17 protein-coding genes are annotated in these 17355 nt (G+C 72.0%); 1 reads left to right on the top strand and 16 read right to left on the bottom strand.

Annotated elements, in window-relative coordinates; genetic code table 11:
- Positions 1 to 142 precede the first annotated feature (142 nt).
- Positions 143 to 1690 carry a bis-aminopropyl spermidine synthase family protein gene (locus ACWEF2_RS09745; RefSeq protein WP_453813607.1) on the top strand — a complete coding sequence of 516 codons (1548 nt, stop codon included), beginning with the start codon at positions 143 to 145 and terminating at the stop codon, positions 1688 to 1690.
- Here ACWEF2_RS09745 and ACWEF2_RS09740 read toward each other — a convergent pair.
- From ACWEF2_RS09740 to ACWEF2_RS09665, 16 genes are all read right to left on the bottom strand, one after another.
- Positions 1656 to 2276 (bottom strand): hypothetical protein, encoded by a 621-nt coding sequence (locus ACWEF2_RS09740; protein ID WP_453813605.1) that lies wholly within the window; start codon positions 2274 to 2276, stop codon positions 1656 to 1658. The genes ACWEF2_RS09745 and ACWEF2_RS09740 overlap by 35 nt on opposite strands.
- 41 nt (positions 2277 to 2317) lie before the next feature.
- On the bottom strand, positions 2318 to 3139 hold the full coding sequence (locus ACWEF2_RS09735) for a hypothetical protein (RefSeq protein ID WP_453813603.1): 822 nt from the start codon (positions 3137 to 3139) through the stop codon (positions 2318 to 2320).
- A complete protein-coding gene (locus tag ACWEF2_RS09730; protein ID WP_453813601.1) occupies positions 3136 to 3855 on the bottom strand; it encodes a VIT1/CCC1 transporter family protein in 720 nt (239 codons plus the stop codon). Before ACWEF2_RS09730 ends, ACWEF2_RS09735 begins: the two co-directional genes overlap by 4 nt.
- Positions 3852 to 4994, bottom strand: a complete 1143-nt coding sequence (gene lgt / locus ACWEF2_RS09725) for a prolipoprotein diacylglyceryl transferase (RefSeq protein ID WP_453813599.1) — start codon at positions 4992 to 4994, stop codon at positions 3852 to 3854. The genes ACWEF2_RS09730 and lgt overlap by 4 nt, the downstream gene beginning before the upstream one ends.
- A gap of 26 nt (positions 4995 to 5020) precedes the next feature.
- Positions 5021 to 5785: a thioredoxin domain-containing protein gene (locus tag ACWEF2_RS09720; RefSeq protein ID WP_453813597.1), complete on the bottom strand. Its 765-nt coding sequence runs from the start codon at positions 5783 to 5785 to the stop codon at positions 5021 to 5023.
- Entirely contained in the window at positions 5785 to 6372 is a 588-nt protein-coding gene (locus ACWEF2_RS09715; RefSeq protein ID WP_453813595.1) for a DoxX family protein, read from the bottom strand. Before ACWEF2_RS09715 ends, ACWEF2_RS09720 begins: the two co-directional genes overlap by 1 nt.
- Before the next feature lie 762 nt (positions 6373 to 7134).
- Positions 7135 to 7929, bottom strand: a complete 795-nt coding sequence (gene trpA, locus ACWEF2_RS09710) for a tryptophan synthase subunit alpha (protein ID WP_355590276.1) — start codon at positions 7927 to 7929, stop codon at positions 7135 to 7137.
- 67 nt (positions 7930 to 7996) lie between these two features.
- A complete protein-coding gene (gene trpB, locus ACWEF2_RS09705; protein ID WP_453813806.1) occupies positions 7997 to 9220 on the bottom strand; it encodes a tryptophan synthase subunit beta in 1224 nt (407 codons plus the stop codon).
- 21 nt (positions 9221 to 9241) lie between these two features.
- Complete coding sequence (gene trpC / locus ACWEF2_RS09700) at positions 9242 to 10051, bottom strand: indole-3-glycerol phosphate synthase TrpC (RefSeq protein WP_453813593.1); 810 nt, start codon at positions 10049 to 10051, stop codon at positions 9242 to 9244.
- A gap of 169 nt (positions 10052 to 10220) precedes the next feature.
- A complete protein-coding gene (locus ACWEF2_RS09695) occupies positions 10221 to 10655 on the bottom strand; it encodes a DUF2752 domain-containing protein (RefSeq protein ID WP_453813592.1) in 435 nt (144 codons plus the stop codon).
- 72 nt (positions 10656 to 10727) lie between these two features.
- Complete coding sequence (locus tag ACWEF2_RS09690) at positions 10728 to 11117, bottom strand: DUF4190 domain-containing protein (RefSeq protein WP_355590266.1); 390 nt, start codon at positions 11115 to 11117, stop codon at positions 10728 to 10730.
- Positions 11118 to 11354: 237 nt separating this feature from the next.
- Positions 11355 to 11996, bottom strand: coding sequence for a Trp biosynthesis-associated membrane protein (locus ACWEF2_RS09685; protein WP_453813589.1), 642 nt, complete (start codon positions 11994 to 11996; stop codon positions 11355 to 11357).
- A complete protein-coding gene (gene hisI, locus ACWEF2_RS09680) occupies positions 11993 to 12340 on the bottom strand; it encodes a phosphoribosyl-AMP cyclohydrolase (protein ID WP_453813587.1) in 348 nt (115 codons plus the stop codon). The genes ACWEF2_RS09685 and hisI overlap by 4 nt, the downstream gene beginning before the upstream one ends.
- Before the next feature lie 190 nt (positions 12341 to 12530).
- Positions 12531 to 13490 carry a polyphosphate kinase 2 gene (gene ppk2 / locus ACWEF2_RS09675; RefSeq protein WP_453813585.1) on the bottom strand — a complete coding sequence of 320 codons (960 nt, stop codon included), beginning with the start codon at positions 13488 to 13490 and terminating at the stop codon, positions 12531 to 12533.
- Between the two features lie 192 nt (positions 13491 to 13682).
- Positions 13683 to 15455: an ABC transporter ATP-binding protein gene (locus ACWEF2_RS09670; RefSeq protein ID WP_453813583.1), complete on the bottom strand. Its 1773-nt coding sequence runs from the start codon at positions 15453 to 15455 to the stop codon at positions 13683 to 13685.
- The gene (locus tag ACWEF2_RS09665; RefSeq protein WP_453813804.1) at positions 15452 to 17248 is read right to left on the bottom strand and encodes an ABC transporter ATP-binding protein; all 1797 of its coding nucleotides are present in this window, start codon (positions 17246 to 17248) and stop codon (positions 15452 to 15454) included. The genes ACWEF2_RS09670 and ACWEF2_RS09665 overlap by 4 nt, the downstream gene beginning before the upstream one ends.
- Positions 17249 to 17355: the final 107 nt, after the last annotated feature.

Genomic DNA, 17355 nt, shown 5'->3' with positions numbered 1-17355 from the left:
TGCGTGGTGGATAGACATTACCGTACCCTGTCGGAAACCTACCCACCCCGTCCGCATAGTGACCATTTACTCCATATATGCCCCCTTTGACCAACATCCCAGCGAGGCACGACATTCCAGGTGAGGGCTCTAGGGTGGCCCCATGGAAGCGATCGCGGAACTCCTCGCACGGGCGGGCGTGGACGGCAGACGGCCGAGGGCGGTGCTGGCGGCGCTGGGGGACGGCCGCTGGTGGACACTGGCCGATCTGGTCCGGGAGACCGCGACGTCACGGCGGACCGTCGAGACCCTGCTGCGCGAGATGGACCTGGAGCGCGCCGGCGACCGGTTCCGGCTCCGCGGGCCGCTGCCCGGCCTCGCGGTGCGCGACGCCGCGCCGGCCGACCCGGTGGCGCATCTGCTGCCCGGACACGCCGACCTGGTCGCCCGGATGGACGAGCTGATCGCCGGAGCGCCCCGCGGCCGCCACACGCTGGACCACGTGGCCGCGACCGGCGACACCGTGGTCCGGCGGGCGCTGCTGCTCGACGCCCGGTTCTGGCTGGACGGGGCCCGGCTGCTCTGCGTCGGCGACCACGACCTCACCTCGCTGGCGGTCACCATGCTCCACCCGGGCCTGGAGGTGACCGTGATCGACATCGACGAGCGCATCCTCGGCTACATCGCCGGGCAGGCCGAACGGCTCGGCCTGCCCGTGCGGACCCGCTGGGCCGACCTGCGCCTGGGTCTGCCGCCGTCCGCGCGGTCATGGGCCGACCTGGCGATCACCGACCCGCCCTACACCCCCGAGGGGGTCGGGCTGTTCGTCGCCCGCGCCGCGGAGGGCCTGCGCGACCGCGAGCAGGGCCGGATCCTGCTGGCCTACGGCGCGAGCGAGCGCACCCCGGCCCTGGCGTGGAAGGTGCAGCACGCCCTGTCCCAGCTCAACCTCGTCAACGAGGCCATCTACCCCGACTTCAACCGCTACCTCGGCGCCGAGGCCATCGGCTCGGCCGCCGACCTCTACGTCCTGCGCCCCACCACCAAGACCTGGCCGGCCGTGGCCGCCCGGATCGACGGCCTCAGTGCGGCCATCTACACCCAGGGCCCCCAGGCGGTGGAGTCCGGCGGCTCACCCACCCCCGTCTCCGCCCCCGACGGGACGCCGGAGACCCTGGTGGGCGACTGGCCGAAGGAGCTCCTCCCCCGGGTGCAGAGGACCCGCCTGTCGACCTGGCTGGCCAAGCCCCACGCCGGCGACCCGGCGCGGGTGGCGATGGCCGTACCGGCCGGGCTGGAGGCAGCGCTCCCCCGGCTGCTGCTGGCCACCCGCGCCCGGCACGTCCAGATCACCCTGGCCGCCCCGCCCAGGGAGCTCCCCCGCGAACCGCTCTCCGCCGTCTACGAGCTGACCTCCGACGGCGCGACGGTGCACGCCGTACGGCTCCCGCCCCCCGCGACCGACGAGGGCCGGATCCTGCGCCGCATCCTGGACAACGCCCACGGCAAGCTCGCCAACACCTGGCGTGAGGCGCTCATCGACGTCCGGGGGGATCTCACCAAGAAGCAGGCCAGGGCGGTCGTCGCCGCCGTCGCCCCCTGGGCCGGCGACGTCACCGTCCTCGAACTGCCCGCCCACCGCCTCGGCGAGCTCCCGGCCGCGGTGGCGGCCTCCCTCACCGCACCAGGCGCCGCTGGATCGCCAGGCTGAGACCGTCCACCGCGAGCTGCGGATAGGTCAGGTCCACCCGGTCGCCCGTCCCCACCGGGCCGACCCAGCTCACCGTGACGTAGTGGCCCAGGGCGCGGGCCTGCGCCCAACTGCGCGAGGCGTCGAAGGCGGCGGGGGCGCCGGGGACCTGCCGTACGAACCCGCCGGCCCCGAGCGCCGCCACCAGCCTGTCGGAGGCGGCGGCGTCGGCCAGGTTGAAGATGACGAACTGCCCGAAGACCCGGCCGTCCCGGGTCGTGTAACGGGCCCGCAGCGCCTGGGTGCATCCGGCGACCGCCGCCTCGGCGCTCCCCCACACCTCCGCGGCGCAGTCGGTGAGCGCCTCGGCGCCCTGACCGGTGAGCGTGGTCCCGCCCGCGGTCACCGCCCCCGCGGGAAAGATCTCGGCGACGGTCAGCGGATCGGGGTCGGCGGCGCGGGTGGCGATCGGCGCGTAGTGAGCGGTGCTGTTCTCGCTCCGGAGGGTCGCCGGTCGCGGGGTGTCCGCGCCGCCCCGCGCCCACAGGAAGGCCGCGACCCCCGCGACGGAGAGGAGCACGACGGCGACGGCGATCCACTTGCGCATGACCGATGAGCCTACTGGGATCCGGTGACGTACGCGCGGGGTCAGCGGGCCGGGGCGGCGCTGGGGGCGGCCGCGACGACCCGGCGGAACACGGCCTTCTCGGCGCCGCGGACCGCCAGCGACAGGGAGACGAAGTCGTCCTTGGCACCGGGGTCGGCGCCGTCGGCGCGGCCGATCCAGACCAGGCCCGCGTAGTGGCCCATGGCGTGGCCGCTGCCCTCGGTGTGACCGCCGACGGGGAAGACCACCCTGCCCGGCTCAGGAGCCCGGACCCAGCCTCCCCGGTGCCCGCTGGTCAGCGACTCGACCAGCGCGGCGGCGGAGGCGGTGTCGCGCAGGTTGAGCAGGGTGTACTGGGCGATGTAGCGGCCGTCGGCGCTGCGGTAGGCGCCCCGGGCGACCTGGGTGCAGCCGGCCTGAACGAGCCGGTCCACCAGCTCCCGGCCCCAGACCGCCGCCGAGCAGTCGGCGTCCAGCCGGGTGTCGGCCAGCCTCAGCGTGATCCTGCCCTCCTTGAGGGTCTTGTCGGCGAAGACGTCCTTGAGCGTCAGCGGGGCGGGATCGGCGTCGCTCCGCGCGATCGGCGCGAACAGCTTCGGCGAGCCCCAGCCCCTGTAGAGGTCGGGCCTGGGCTGGGTGGAGACGGCCGCGGCGGTGGCCCGCTCGGGCACGAAGTCGTTGCCGAGCGTGGTGATGGCGAAGGTGAGGGCGACCGCGGCGGCCAGCACGCCCACCACGGACGCGACGGCCACCAGCAGCCGCTGCTGAAGCCGGCTGAGACCCCGCTCCTCCAGCCCGGGGATGCTCCAGTTCTGTGTCCTGGCCGAGGTGCGGCGGCGCTTGCGCGGAGGGGTGGTCGTCACAGCCCGGCGCCTCCCAGCAGATACCCCAGACCGAAGGTCAGCCCCGCCGCGCCCACGCCCACGGTGAGCTGGCGCAGCCCGCTGTACCACCAGCCGCGCGCGGTGATCCGGGAGACCAGCGCGCCGGCCCCGAACAGCGCCAGGCAGGAGAGCACCGCCGAGCTCACCAGGCTGGTGACCCCCAGGAGATACGGCAGGAGCGGCAGGAACGCGCCCACGCTGAAGGACAGGAACGAGGAGACCGCGGCGGTTCTGGGCGAGGGAAGGTCGTCCGGGCCGACCCCGAGCTCGGCTCGGGCGTGCACCTCCAGCGCCTTCTCCGGGTTCAGGGAGATCTGCCTGGCGACCTCGGCCGCCACGGCGGGGTCGACGCCACGCGCCACGTACAGCTGGGCCAGCTCCGCCTGCTCCGCCTCGGGGTGGCGTTCGAGCTCGCGCCGCTCGACGTCGATCTCGGCGATGGCGAGCTCCCGCTGACTGGCCACCGAGACGTACTCGCCTCCGGCCATGGAGAACGCGCCCGCGGCGAGCCCCGCCACCCCGGCCAGCACGATGACCCCGGTGCCGGCCGAACCTCCCGCGACACCGGCGATCAGGGCGAAGTTGGAGACGAGCCCGTCCATCGCGCCGAACACCGAGGGCCGCAGCCATCCGCCGTTGACGTCACGGTGGGCGTGGTGCACCTCGGCGCGCGCCGCGCTCTCGCCGCCGCTCAACGTTTCTCTTTCTCCCTGCCGGAAACGTCGGGCGGCGCGTCCCCCGCCCGGGGGTCGTCGTTCCCGTCCCGCTCCGTTCCCGTCTCGGCCTCGTCGGCCAGGTCCGCGGAGTGCGCGGGGTCGGCCCGCCCGGTGTCGGCCAGGCCGCGCGCGGAGGCGGCCGGTACCGTCTCGTCTTCCGGGGCGGCCTCGTTCTCGGCCTCTCCGAGGTCTCCGGCGTCTCCGAGGGCTCCGGTCTCCTCCGGCCGACCGGCCTCGCCCGTCCGCTCCACCGGATCGGCCGCGGCCGCGTCTCCGCCGTCGAGGACGGCCTCGGGCGTCGTGCCGACCGACTCCTCGGTGGTCTTGTTCCTGGCGTACCAGAAGTAGGCGAGCGCGGCGAGGAACAGGATGATCGAGGTCCACTGGTTGAGCCGGAGGCCGAGGATGTGGTGGGCGCTGTCCACCCGCAGTCCCTCGATCCAGAACCGGCCCACGGTGTAACCCGCGACGTAGAGCGCGAACACCCGGCCGTGCCGGAGCGCGAACCTGCGGCCCGCCCAGATCAGGAAGAAGGCCAGGCCCAGGTCCCAGATCGACTCGTACAGGAACGTCGGGTGGTAGGTGGCCTCGCCCGGCACCGTCCCCGGGCGGTCGGGGTCGATCTCCAGGCCCCACGGCAGGCTGGTGGGACTGCCGAACAACTCCTGGTTGAAGTAGTTGCCCCAGCGGCCGATGGCCTGGGCCGCCGCGATTCCGGGGGCCACGGTGTCGGCCACCGCGGACAGGGAGATCCCCCGGCCCCGGCAGCCGAACCACACTCCCAGGGCGCCGAGCGCGACGGCCCCCCAGATGCCCAGGCCCCCGTTCCAGATGTACAGCGCCTCGATCGGCCGGTGAGGCGCCTCCGGCCCGAAGTAGAGCTGCCAGTCGGTGAGGACGTGATAGAGACGCCCGCCGACCAGCCCGAACGGCACGGCCCAGACGGCGAGGTCCACGATCGTGCCCGGCGCGCCGCCACGGGCGCGCCAGCGACGCTCACCGATGACGACGGCGACGACGACACCGAGCACGATGCACAGTGCGTAGGCCCGGATGGGCACCACATCGAAGAGATACCAGACCCCTTGGGAGGGGCTGGGAATCGAGGCGAGGGGCATGTCAGGTGACGTTACCGTGTCACGGCCTACTTGGCGGCATCAAGAATCGCCTTGCGGAGGTCGGCCGGCTTGAACGCCACGTCGTTGCCCATCTCGGTGCCGTTGAGTTTCAGCGTCGGAGTGCCGCCGAGCTTGGCCTCCTGCAGGATCTTGGCGCTGAAGGCGATGTGATCGGGCGCCTTCAGCTGGCCGGTCACGCACGTGGCGAAGCCGGGGTCGGTCACCCCCGCCTCCTTGCCCCAGGCGACCATGTCCGCCGGCTTGAAACCCTCGGCGGTCTCCGAGGGCTGCTCCTTGAACAGCCGGTCGTGGAACTTGCTCCACGGCGCGCCCCCGGGCACGCAGCGGGCCGCGGCCCCGGCACGGACGGAGTTGCCCCGGGTGACGCCACCGCTGATCTCCTGGGCGAAGATCGTGATCGGGTGGTAGACCACCTTGACCTTGCCCTCGGCCGCCAGGTTCTTGATCGTGGCTCCGCTGGTCTCCTCCAGCGCCTTGCAGGCCGGGCACTGGAAGTCCTCGTAGACGTCCAGCACCGGTTTCTCGACCCCCGCCACGGACATCACCACCGAGCCGTCGGCGGCCACCGTGATCGGCGCGAGCGCCTGGGTGGTCTCCTCCGGCTTGCTGCCGTTGGCGGCGTACCACCAGCCGGCCCCGACCGCACCGAGCGCGAGGACCGCCACGGTCGTGATCGTCGCGACGCGCTTGAGCCGCTCCTTTCTCCGCTGCTCCTCGCGCTGTGCCTTGATCCGATCACGCGCCGACTGATCCCGCGCGGCCTTGCCCATCAGTGCTTCTCCTTTTCCTGAAGTTCTTCCCGGAGTTCCCTGTCCTCGCCCTCGATGTCGTCGTACGGTTCCCGCTCCGGGGCCAGCCCGAGTGCGGAGTCCAGCGCGAGCCTTCCCGGCGCGAACCAGGCGATGACCACGCCGAGCGTGAAGAGACCGAAGTCCCGCAGGATGTCGACGAGATAGTCGGGCTCCACCCCGGGCTTGAGCTGGCCGCCGCCGCCGAAGCAGCCGCAGTCGATCCGCAGTCCGCGCGCCCACACCGAGGCGATGCCGATGACGAACGCCAGCATGAGCAGCGCGGAGATGATGCCCGCGACCCGGGTCAGCAGCCCGACAACCAGCAACACCCCTATGACGATCTCCAGGATGGGCAGGCCGTAGCCGACCACCGTGGCGAGCGAGTCTGGAAGTAACTTGTATGCCTTGACCGACTGAACGGACAGCACCGGGGTGCCGATCTTGCCCCAACCTGCGACAATCAGCACGCCCGCCAGCACCAGCCGCGAGACGGTCGTCACCCAGGGTAGCGCCGAACTCGGCATGCGTGACCGCTGGGGGGCCTGCTTGTCAGAAGTCACGAGCATCATCGTCTCCCATTCCGGGCCTCCGTCATGGCCGGCCTCAACGGATACACGCGTTCCCTGGGGGAACCTCATCACGTGCTGGATAAGCATCGAATAAGTCAATCGGCGGGATAAAAACCCCGGGGCCGGCGATCTCGGAAGCCGCTCGGGAAGCGGGCTGGTCCGGTAGGTAAATATTTATGCAAAAAACCTTGAATTAGGGCATTCCGCCCGTCCGAGGGGTCCCGGTGGGACCGCCACCGCGCCGCCCCCGCCGTCGTCGGCGTGCGCCCTCCACGTCCAGCCACTGGCCCGTCTCTGTCCATGGCCTCCTACCTGCGGGATCGGCAGCCTGAGCCGGTGTGAAGTGGAAATCGTAACCGAAGCACGGCCCGTGCGGCGTTTTCAGATGGACGGGGGGCTTCGGGGTGGACGAGATGGAGTCTCACATGTGGTCGAAAAGCGATAACCCTACTCCAGAGTACGCCTGAGGCGGCGACGGCACCGGTTGCCACCGCCGCGCGTCACGGCTCCGCGCGGAACGGGGGCTCTTGAGGCGTGCCACTGCCCGGAGAGCGCCCGCGCGGGGCGCGAGGAGACGGGTGGACACGGAGGGGAGATGGGGAGACGAGGGGAGACGCGGGGAGCCGGAGAGACACCGGGCGGCGCCGGGCGGAAACGCGGAGTGCGGCCGTCCGGTGGGACGGCCGCACTCCGGACGGCGACTCCAGGCCGCGACTCCGGACGGCGGGCGCGCCGGAGGGCGCGGGCACGCCGGATGGGTCAGCCTCGGACGCCCGCCGCCAGCTCGGCGCCCAGCTCGCGGACCGAGGCCAGCCCTGAGGCCTCGTCGGGGGCGTCCAGGAGACGGCGGATGAACGCCGACCCCACGATGACACCGTCGGCGTAGCGCGCCACCTCGGCCGCCTGCCTGCCGGTGCCGACGCCCAGCCCGACGCAGACGGGCAGCCCGGTGTGCGGACGGGTCCGCTCGACCAGGCCCTGTGCGGCCTCACCGACCGAATCGCGGGCGCCGGTGACGCCCATCAGCGAGGCGGCGTAGACGAATCCGGTGCAGCAGGCGGCGACGGCCTTGATGCGCGTCTCCGGCGAGCTCGGCGCGACCAGGAAGACGGTGTCGATGCCGGCCTCCGCGCTGGCCGCGCGCCAGGGACCGGACTCCTCCGGGGTCAGGTCGGGGGTGATGGTGCCCACCCCGCCCGCGTTCGCCAGGTCACGGGCGAACCGGTCGGTGCCGTAGCGGTCGATCGGGTTCCAGTAGGTCATGACCAGCGTGGCGGCTCCCGTCCTGGCCACCCCCTCGACCGTGCGCAGCACGTCGGCGATGCGGGTGCCGTTGGTCAGCGACCGGTGCACGGCGTCCTGGATCGTCGGGCCGTCCATGAGCGGATCGGAGTACGGCAGGCCGATCTCGATCACGTCGCAGCCCGCCTCCACCATGGCGGTGGCGGCCGCGACGGCGCCGTCCTTGGTGGGAAAGCCTGCGGGGAGGTATCCGATGAGGGCGGCGCGATCATCCGCCTTCGCCTTGGCGAACACCGTCTGAAGAGTCGTCATCGTTTGGTCCCGTTGCGGTTCGTGGCCTCCGTCCCCTCCGGGGGCCGGAGGGGAAGCAAGTCGGTCGTCAGAGGTTGAAGTACTTCATGGCGGTGCCCATGTCCTTGTCGCCCCGGCCCGAGAGGTTGACCAGGATGGTCGCCTCGGGGCCCAGCTCCCGGCCCAGCTTGAGGGCTCCGGCGAGCGCGTGCGAGGACTCGATCGCCGGGATGATGCCCTCGGTGCGGGCGAGCAGCGCGAAGGCGTCCATCGCCTCGGCGTCGGTGATGCCGTGGTAGGACGCGCGGCCGATGTCCTTGAGCCAGGCGTGCTCGGGGCCGACGCCGGGGTAGTCGAGGCCGGCGGAGATCGAGTGGGAGTCGATCGTCTGCCCTTCGGCGTCCTGCAGGACGTAGGTGCGCGAGCCGTGCAGGACACCGATGGAGCCCTGGGTCAGGGTGAGGGCGTGCTCGCCGGCCTCCGGGCCCCGGCCTCCGGCCTCGTAGCCGTGGAGCTGGACGCCCTCGTCGCCGATGAAGGCGTGGAAGATGCCGATCGCGTTGGACCCTCCGCCGACCGCGGCGGCGATCGCGTCGGGCAGGGCGCCGGTGAGCTCCAGCATCTGGCGGCGGGCCTCGACGCCGATGATGCGGGCGAAGTCGCGGACGATCTCCGGGAACGGGTGCGGGCCGGCGATGGTGCCGAACAGGTAGTGGGTGTGGTCGACGTTGGCGACCCAGTCGCGGAACGCCTCGTTGATGGCGTCCTTGAGGGTCCGGCTGCCGTTGGTGACCGGGACGACGGTGGCGCCGAGCAGCTTCATTCGGGCGACGTTGAGCGCCTGGCGCTCGCAGTCGACGGCCCCCATGTAGATCACGCACTCCAGGCCCATCAGGGCCGCCGCGGTCGCGGTGGCGACGCCGTGCTGACCCGCGCCGGTCTCGGCGATCACCCGTGTCTTGCCCAGCCGCCTGGTCAGCAGCGCCTGGCCGAGCACATTGTTGATCTTGTGTGCGCCGGTGTGGGTCAGGTCCTCGCGCTTCAGCACGAGCCGGGCGCCACCCGCGTGCCCGGCGAAGCGCGGCACCTCGGTGAGCGTGGTCGGCCGCCCGGCGTAGGTGCGCAGCAGGTGGTCGAACTCGCTCAGGAACGCGGGATCGTTCCTGGCCTTTTCGTACTCGGCCGCCACCTCGTCCAGCGCCGGGATGAGCGCCTCGGGAACGTAACGGCCGCCGAAGACACCGAACTTGCCGTGGATGTCCGGGTCGTCGCCGTGGACACCGTTCCCCGCGAGGTCCGCGGAGGTGAGGATGCCGTCTGTCGCTGTCACTGCTTACTGCCCCTCGGGTCGGGATGCGGGGTGGGCCCCGGCGGTGACCAGATCGACCACGGCGGCCCTCGGGTCCTTGCCGGTGACCAGGCTCTCGCCGACCAGGACGGCGTCGGCGCCGGCCCTGGCGTAGGCGAGCAGGTCGTGGGGGCCGCGCACACCCGATTCGGCGATCTTGATGATGCCGTCGGGGATCTTCGGGGCGAGCTTGGCGAACACGTCGCGATCCACCTCAAGGGTCTTGAGGTTCCGCGCGTTGATGCCGACGATCTTCGCTCCGGCGGCCAGCGCCCGGTCGAGCTCCTCCGCGGTGTGCACCTCGACCAGCGGGGTGAGCCCGATCGACTCGGCCCGCTCGATGAGCGAGACCAGCGCGTTCTGGTCCAGCGCGGCCACGATCAGCAGCACGAGGTCGGCGCCGTAGGCGCGGGCCTCCCAGAGCTGGTAGGAGGTGACGACGAAGTCCTTGCGCAGCACCGGGATGTCGACGACGGCGCGTACGGCGGCCAGGTCGTCAAGGCTGCCGCCGAAGCGGCGCCGCTCGGTGAGCACGCTGATGACGTGGGCGCCGCCCGCCTCGTAGTCGCCGGCGAGCGCGGCGGGGTCGGCGATCGCGGCCAGCGCGCCCTTCGAGGGGCTGGAACGCTTCACCTCGGCGATGACCGCGACCTGGTCGCCGCCGAGCGCGGCGTAGGCGTCACGGGGCGTGGGCGCCCGGCCCGCGCGCTCCTTCAGCTCGGCCAGCGACACGGCCTGCTGCCGGTCGGCCAGGTCGGCGCGGACCCCTTCGAGGATCTCCTCCAGCACGCTCACTTGCCCTCCTCGCGAAACTCGGAGGTCACGTTCGCGAACACCGCCGTGCACATGGTCCGCTCGCTCCACTCGCTCACGAGTAAGGCCCCTCCCGATCGATTGCCCTTGTCTCGCCGATGCTATCGGCCTTGCCGAGCTTGCCCCGCCACCGGGTGACGGCTATAGGTGACTATGGGGCCAAGAATTTCCCAAAAGGAACATTTCGCACTATCCAAAAAACGATCATTAAGCCAAGAAGTGTCCATATATAGGCTGGATGTATGCTTTTTCCGGCGGGTGGCCGGCCCCGCCAGGAACTCAGCGCCCAGCGCCCCCACAGAAACACCGCCACCAAACCCATGACCACGACGAGCGGGTTGAACCCGAGCGCCGCGCCGAGGTCGCCGTGGGCGAGCGCGTGCACCGCCCGCAGGCCACCGCACCCCGGGCAGTACAGGCCGGTGAGCGCGAGAAACGGGCAGGTGGGGTAGTGCCCCGGCTCGTTGGGGTCCACCACGGCCACGAAGACGACCGCGGCACCGGCGGCCAGCGCCGCGGCGAGCGGCGCCGCCATGGCCCGCAGCCGCCGGGTCCGCTCCGGCCTCGTGGCCCGTTCGATCACCATCGGCCCGTCCGCCCCCCTTCACCAGCGACGACCGTCACCGGCCACGATACTCAAGAAGGGGCCGGATGCCCGTTACCCGCTCAGTGACGAGGACGAACCCGCGAAAATGCCGACCGCGACCAGCCAGAACACCAGCACGACCAGCCAGCACAGGACGCCGAAGTAGGACAGCACCAGGCCGGCGATGGCCATGCCCCGCCCCTCCTCGCCGGTGCGCTTGATCTGACCCAGCGAGACGTGGCCGAGCACGATGCCCACAATCGAGGTGATGCCGCACACGAAGAGCCCGGCGATACCCATGATCAGCGCGGCGATGGCCATGCCGTTGTTGCCGCGGGGTGGCTGCGCACCGTAGCCATAGGGGTCGTAACCGCCACCGGGCGGCGGCCCGTATCCGCCCGGAGGTCCGTAGCCGCCACCGGGCGGCGGCCCGTAACCACCGGACTGATTCCCATAGCTCATGGATAACTCTCCTTTGTACAAAGTCGCGGGCGGAATCCTAGCGAAACCGGATCCACCGCGAGAGACCGTGCCCGGTCCGTGGGCAAGTTGTGACCGGCGCGGGGACTCCCGGCCTCGGGGAACCGTGCCCGGTCCACGGGCACCGTGAGTCGCGGGACCGCGGCCCCCCGGGGTCCGGCGATCGGCGCCGGTCGCCGCGCCGCCCACGCCCGGGGGGCCGGGCTCAGCGCGACCCGCTCACGCGCTGCGGTGCCCGTCGCCCCGGTCGTTCCCGGGGGCCGGGCTCTCCTCATCCGGCCCGGCCGTCGGGTCGGCGCCGAGGTCGATCGCGTCCCACAGCTCCCGGTCGGTCGGGGCGGCCCGGCCGCCGGCGCGGTCCGTGCCGGCGGACCCGGCCCCCGGGCGGTCGTACCGGTCGGACATGCCCGGCCAGCGACCGCCCGCGACGGCGGCCACCACTCCCCCGGCGAGCAGGAGCAGTCCTCCGGCTCCGGCGATCATCGGCCAGGTCAGGGCGGTGGCGACCCGCACGGCGTCGGTGGCCTTGGCGGTCATCGGCGCGTGCTCGGCCGCGGCGGCAGCGGCGGCGCCGGGGCGCCCGCCGGTCCACGCCCCCACGATCACCCCGGCCCCGCAGAACGCCAGCACGGCGCCGACGACCCTGCGCCACACGCCCCCGGTCGCGAGCACGGCGACCACCGCGGCGAGGCAGGCCCAGGCCGCGGGGGCCAGCACGGGGGCCAGCTCCGCGGCGGAGACGGGTACGGCGCGCGTGCCGTACGTCACGGTGACCCAGTCGCGCCCGGCGGCCAGCAGCACGAGCGCGGCACCCGCCGCGCATCCGGCCACCCAGATCCACAGCGCCCGTCCGGCCGTCACTCCGTGGTCACCGCCAGCTCGCCGGCGTCGAAGCAGGTCCGGTCGCCTGTGTGGCAGGCCGCGCCCACCTGGTCGACCTTGAGCAGGATCGTGTCGCCGTCGCAGTCGAGGGCTGCGGACTTGACGTGCTGGACGTTGCCCGAGGTGTCGCCCTTCACCCAGTAGGCTCCGCGGCTGCGTGACCAGTAGGTGGCGCGGCCGGTGGTGAGCGTACGGCGCAGCGCCTCGTCGTCCATCCAGGCGAGCATCAGCACCTCACCGGTGTCGTACTGCTGGACTACGGCGGGCACCAGCCCGTCGCCGGTGCGCTTCAACCGTGCCGCGACGGTGGGGTCAAGGGACATGCGGTAATTGTGCCGCAACCGGGCGGAGGGACGACGTCCGGCCCGGCGGGCGGGCGGGACGAACCGGCCGAACCGGCGGGCGGGACCGACGGGCGGGGGGCCGAGGCGAGGGCGGGAGACGGGACGGGGCCGGCGGCCGGGGTGGAAGGCGCGCGGGGGCGGGCGCGGGAAGGCGCGGGGGCGAGCCGGGTCAGCGGGTGCGGTCGTCGTCGAGCAGGTCGGCCGCCTGCACGACGATCCTGGGGTCGGGCTCGCCGACGGTCTCGCGGTCCTTGTTGTCGTAGTCGAACAGGCTGAGGAGATGGCGCATGGCCTCGACCCTGGCCCTCTTCTTGTCATTGCTCCTGATCACCGTCCACGGCGCCTCCTCGGTGTCGGTGTGCAGGAACATGTCCTCCTTGGCCTGGGTGTAGTCGTCCCACTTGTCCAGCGACTCCAGGTCCATGGACGACAGCTTCCACTGCCGCACCGGATCGACCTGGCGGATGATGAAGCGGGTGCGCTGTTCGGAGCGCGACACCGAGAACCAGAACTTGACCAGGTGGACGCCGTCGCGGACCAGCATGCGCTCGAAGGCGGGGGCCTGCTCCATGAACTCCATGTACTCCTCGGGGGTCGCGAAGCCCATCACGCGCTCCACCCCGGCGCGGTTGTACCAGGAGCGGTCGAAGAAGACCATCTCCCCCGCGGCCGGCAGGTGCGAGATGTAACGCTGGAAGTACCACTGGGTGCTCTCGCGCTCGCTCGGCTTCTCCAGCGCGACCACTCCGGCGCCGCGCGGGTTGAGATGCTCCATGAAGCGCTTGATCGTGCCCCCCTTGCCCGCCGCGTCACGCCCCTCGAACAGGACCACCAGCCGGCCGCCGGTTTCCTTGATCCAGTACTGGAGCTTGAGCAGCTCGATCTGGAGCAGCCGCTTGCTCCGGTCGTACTCGGCCCGGTCCATGCGCTCGCCGTAGGGGTACCTCTCCCGCCAGGTGTCCACCGGGGTGCCGTCCAGGCGCACCAGGACGGGGTCGTCGTCGTCATCGTCCAGGACCCGCAGGTTCGGCAGTTCGTCGAGCAGATCGCTGTGGGCCGCGGCGGAGCACACGTCGAGCACGGGATACGGCTGCCCGTGCGGGGGTTCCTCACCCAGTAGACCGGTCATGAATCCCGCACCCCCGAGGACAGAGACTTCTCGCTCACTGCCGCCCTCTACCTCCGTGCGAGCGCGCTAATCGTCACGGGCCCGGCCGGCAGGGCTCTCTTCCATACAATCACGACAAAAATCCACTAATCATCATTAATCGGTAGGTTTCAGTCGAGTTTCCAGGAGCCCGTCCGGCGCCGGGGAGCCCGTTCAGGAACGGGCGGCCGAGACCCAGGAGGCGTGCAGGTCCGCGTAGACGCCGGGCTCGGCGACGAGCCGGGCGTGCGGGCCGCGTTGCACGATCCGGCCCCGGTCGAAGACCAGCACCTCCTCGGCGGCCTCGGCGGTGGAGAGCCGGTGGGCGATGGAGATGGCGGTCCGGCCCCGCGTGACGCCCTCCAGCGCGCGGGCCAGCCGTACCTCCGTGGCCGGGTCCACCGCGGAGGTGGCCTCGTCGAGCAGGAGCAGGTCGGGGTCGGCGAGGTAAGCTCGGACCAGGGCGACGAGCTGACGCTCCCCCGCCGACAGCGACTCCCCGCGCTGGCCGACCCGGGTGGCGAGCCCCGCGGGCAGGCCCTCCAGCCAGTCGGCGAGCCCCAGCTCGGTCAGGGCCAGCCTGATCTCCTCCCCGGTCGCCGCCGGGCGGCCGAAGCGGATGTTGTCCTCCAGGGTGCCGTCGAACAGGAAGCCGTCCTGGGGCACCATGACGATCCGCTCGCGCAGCGAGGAGAAGCGGACCTCGCGCAGGTCCGCACCGTCCACGGTGACCCGCCCGGTGACCGGGTCCATCAGCCGGGTGAGCAGCTTGGCGAAGGTGGTCTTGCCTGAGCCGGTCTCCCCCACCACCGCGATCCGCGAGCGCGGCGGGATGTCCACCGAGATCCCGGTCAGCACCGGAACACCGCCGGGGTAGGAGAAGCCGACATCCTCGAAGGAGACGGAGATGGGGCCGCGCGGCAGCTCCACCCCGGCCGCGCCGGGGTCGGCGACGTCGGGCGGGGTGTCGAGCACGCCGAGGATGCGCCGCCAGCCGGCGATGGCGTTCTGCGCCTCGTTGAGCACCTCGGTGGCGGTCTGCATGGGCGAGACGAACAGCGTGATCAGGAACAGGAAGGCGATCAGGCGCCCGGCGGTGATCTCACCGGCGATCCCCAGCCGCACGCCGACGAGCACCACCCCGGCGAGCGCCACCGCCGCGACGATCTCGGTCAGCGGGAACACCGTGGCGACGATCCGCTGCGTACGGGCCTGCGCGGCCTTGTTGGCGTCGATGGCCACGTCCAGCCGCTCGGCGGTCCTGGCCTCCGAGCCGTGCGCCCGGATCACCGCGGCCCCCACGACCGACTCGCTGACGGCCGCGAGCATGTCGCCGGCGCGTTCGCGCACCAGCGTGTAGGCGCCCGACAGCCACCGCTGAAAGCGCGGCAGCAGGACCATGAGCGGCAGGAAGCACACCCAGACCGTCAGCGCGAGCTGCCAGGAGTAGACGAACATCAGCACGGTGGCGACGAGGAGCTGCCCCAGGGCGATGATGACCATCAGCCCGCCCCACTGCATGAACACGCTGATCTGGTCGACGTCGCCGGTGACCCGGGAGACCAGGGCGCCGCGCCGCTCGGAGTTCTGGGTGAGCACCGACAGATCGTGCACGTGCCGGAAGCCGCGCACCCGGAGCGTGGCCAGGGACGCCTCGGTGGCCTTGTAGAGGCGGACGTTCATCAGGTAGGCGCAGAGCGCGGTGAGGATCACGGCCGCCGCGCAGAGCAGCACGGCGGTGCGGATGTAGGGCAGGTCCGGGGCCGCCCCCTTGAGTCCCCTGTCGATGGTCTGCTGGACGGCGATCGGCACGATGACCTTGCCCGCCGTGGCCAGCACGGCCAGGGCGAGCGTCCCGGCCAGCCCCTTGCGGAACTCGGGCGTGAGCGAGAGCCCGTGCCGTACGGTGGCCGACGCCGACCTCTCGATCCGGTGCAGGGAGCTCACGCGTTGACCTCTTCCTCTTCGTCGGCCACGAGCGCGCCGGCCTCGATGGCCTCGCGCTCGGCCTCCTCGCGCTCGTAGGCGGTGACCAGGTTGCGGTACCCCTCGCAGCGGACGATCAGCACGTCGTGCGGGCCCCGGTCGACCACCCTGCCGTGTTCGAGGTAGACGACCTCGTCGGCCAGGGAGATGGTGGCCATCCGGTAGGCGACGACGACCACGGTCGAGGCCCGGCCCGCGTCGCGCAGGCCGTACAGGATCTTCGCCTCGACCTGCGGGTCCACGCTGGAGGTGGCGTCGTCCAGGATGAGCAGCCGGGGATCGCGGACCAGCGCGCGGGCCAGGGCCAGGCGCTGGCGCTGGCCGCCGGACAGGGTCGTGCCACGCTCGCCGAGCCTGGTGTCGAGCCCGGAGGGGAGCGCGCTGACGAAGCCGTCCGCCTGGGCCAGGCGCAGGGCCGCCCAGACCTCCTCGTCGCCGACGTCCCGGCCGAGGGTGACGTTGCCGCGCGCGGTGTCGTCGAACAGGAACGTCTGCTGCGGGACCAGCGCCACCGCGTCGCTGACCCCGCCGCGGACGACCTCGCGCAGGTCCACCCCGTCCACGAGCACCGCTCCCCGCGCGGGGTCGACCAGGCGGACGAGGGTCTGGACGAGGGTGGACTTGCCCGAGCCGGTGGGGCCGACCAGCGCCACGGTACGGCCGGGCTCGATCTCGAAGTTCACCCCGTGCAGAACCGGGGAGTCGCCGTAGGCGTAGTCGAGGTCGCGGACCTCCAGCCGGGCCGGGGCCGGTCCCGGCAGCGTGGCGGCGCCGTACTCCATGGAGCCGGTCGCGCCGAGCACGGCCCGCACCCGCTCGTAGCCGACGACGGAGCGGGGCAGTTCGGCCAGGACCCAGCCGAGCGCGCGGATCGGGAAGGCCAGCAGGGTGAACAGGTAGGCGACCTGGATGAGGACGCCCGAGGTGATCGCGCCGCTCTCCAGCCGTACCGCGCCAACCAGCAGCACGGCGAGCACCCCCAGCGTGGGCAGGGCCTCCAGCATCGGGTCGAACAGGCCGCGGACCCGGCCGACCGCGACGTTGGCGTCGCGCAGCGCGTGGGCCCGGTCGCGGAACCTGGCGGTCTCCTCGTCCTCACGGCCGAGGGTCTTGACGACGAGGGCGCCGTCGAAGCTCTCGTGCGCGATCTCGCTGACCTCGGCGCGGAGCTGCTGGGCCCGGGTGGCCAGAGGGCTGAGCCTGCGCTGGTAGACCAGGTTGAGCAGCGCGATCGCCGGGAAGATCAGGAAGCCGATCAGGGCGAGGAACGGATCGGTGATCACCATCGCGACGGCGGCGGTGATCAGCATGACCACCACGCCGACCGCCATCGGCAGCGGGGCCAGCGGGGCCCAGGCCGCCTCGGCGTCGGCGCTGGCGTTGGAGAGCAGCTGGCCGGTGGGATGCCGGTGGTGCCAGGCCAGCGGAAGCCTGAGGTACTGCCGGGTGACCTCCCGGCGGGAGCGGGCCTGCATCCGGTACTGCATGACCCCGGCGAAGTATCGCCGTCCGGCGACGCCCAGCGCCTTGAGCAGCGACACGCCGAGGATCAGCAGCGTGCCGAGCGCGAGTGTGCCGGTGGCCACGGCCCCCCGGGCGAACGCGGGCAGCACGACGTTCTCGGCCGCCCAGCCGAGGGCCCACGCCGACGCGACGGTCGTGACGCCGTAGACGGCGCTGGACAGGACCGCCGCGGCGAAGATCGCCTTCTCCGCCCTGATGGCCACCCCGAGTACGCGGAGCCCTTGACGCATGACGGCGGAGGTCACCTTGCTCGCCACTCGGGGGGTGTCCTTTCAGGAGGAAATAATGCTACTTAGGTCACAATCACGCCTGATCACGTGCTTATTCCCCGATCCCC

The sequence above is a fragment of the Streptosporangium sp. NPDC004631 genome, assembly GCF_053601935.1.
The sequence above is the reverse complement of the archived record's forward strand: the minus strand, read 5'-3'. Positions and strand labels throughout refer to the sequence as shown.

Coding starts and splice junctions, on each gene's coding strand:
- ACWEF2_RS09745 (WP_453813607.1), top strand. CDS start 143: ATGGAAGCGATCGCGGAACTCCTCGCACGGGCGGGCGTGGACGGCAGA.
- ACWEF2_RS09740 (WP_453813605.1), bottom strand. CDS start 2,276: ATGCGCAAGTGGATCGCCGTCGCCGTCGTGCTCCTCTCCGTCGCGGGG.
- lgt (WP_453813599.1), bottom strand. CDS start 4,994: ATGCCCCTCGCCTCGATTCCCAGCCCCTCCCAAGGGGTCTGGTATCTC.
- ACWEF2_RS09720 (WP_453813597.1), bottom strand. CDS start 5,785: ATGGGCAAGGCCGCGCGGGATCAGTCGGCGCGTGATCGGATCAAGGCA.
- ACWEF2_RS09715 (WP_453813595.1), bottom strand. CDS start 6,372: ATGCTCGTGACTTCTGACAAGCAGGCCCCCCAGCGGTCACGCATGCCG.
- trpA (WP_355590276.1), bottom strand. CDS start 7,929: ATGACGACTCTTCAGACGGTGTTCGCCAAGGCGAAGGCGGATGATCGC.
- ACWEF2_RS09695 (WP_453813592.1), bottom strand. CDS start 10,655: ATGGTGATCGAACGGGCCACGAGGCCGGAGCGGACCCGGCGGCTGCGG.
- ACWEF2_RS09690 (WP_355590266.1), bottom strand. CDS start 11,117: ATGAGCTATGGGAATCAGTCCGGTGGTTACGGGCCGCCGCCCGGTGGC.
- hisI (WP_453813587.1), bottom strand. CDS start 12,340: ATGTCCCTTGACCCCACCGTCGCGGCACGGTTGAAGCGCACCGGCGAC.
- ppk2 (WP_453813585.1), bottom strand. CDS start 13,490: ATGACCGGTCTACTGGGTGAGGAACCCCCGCACGGGCAGCCGTATCCC.
- ACWEF2_RS09665 (WP_453813804.1), bottom strand. CDS start 17,248: ATGCGTCAAGGGCTCCGCGTACTCGGGGTGGCCATCAGGGCGGAGAAG.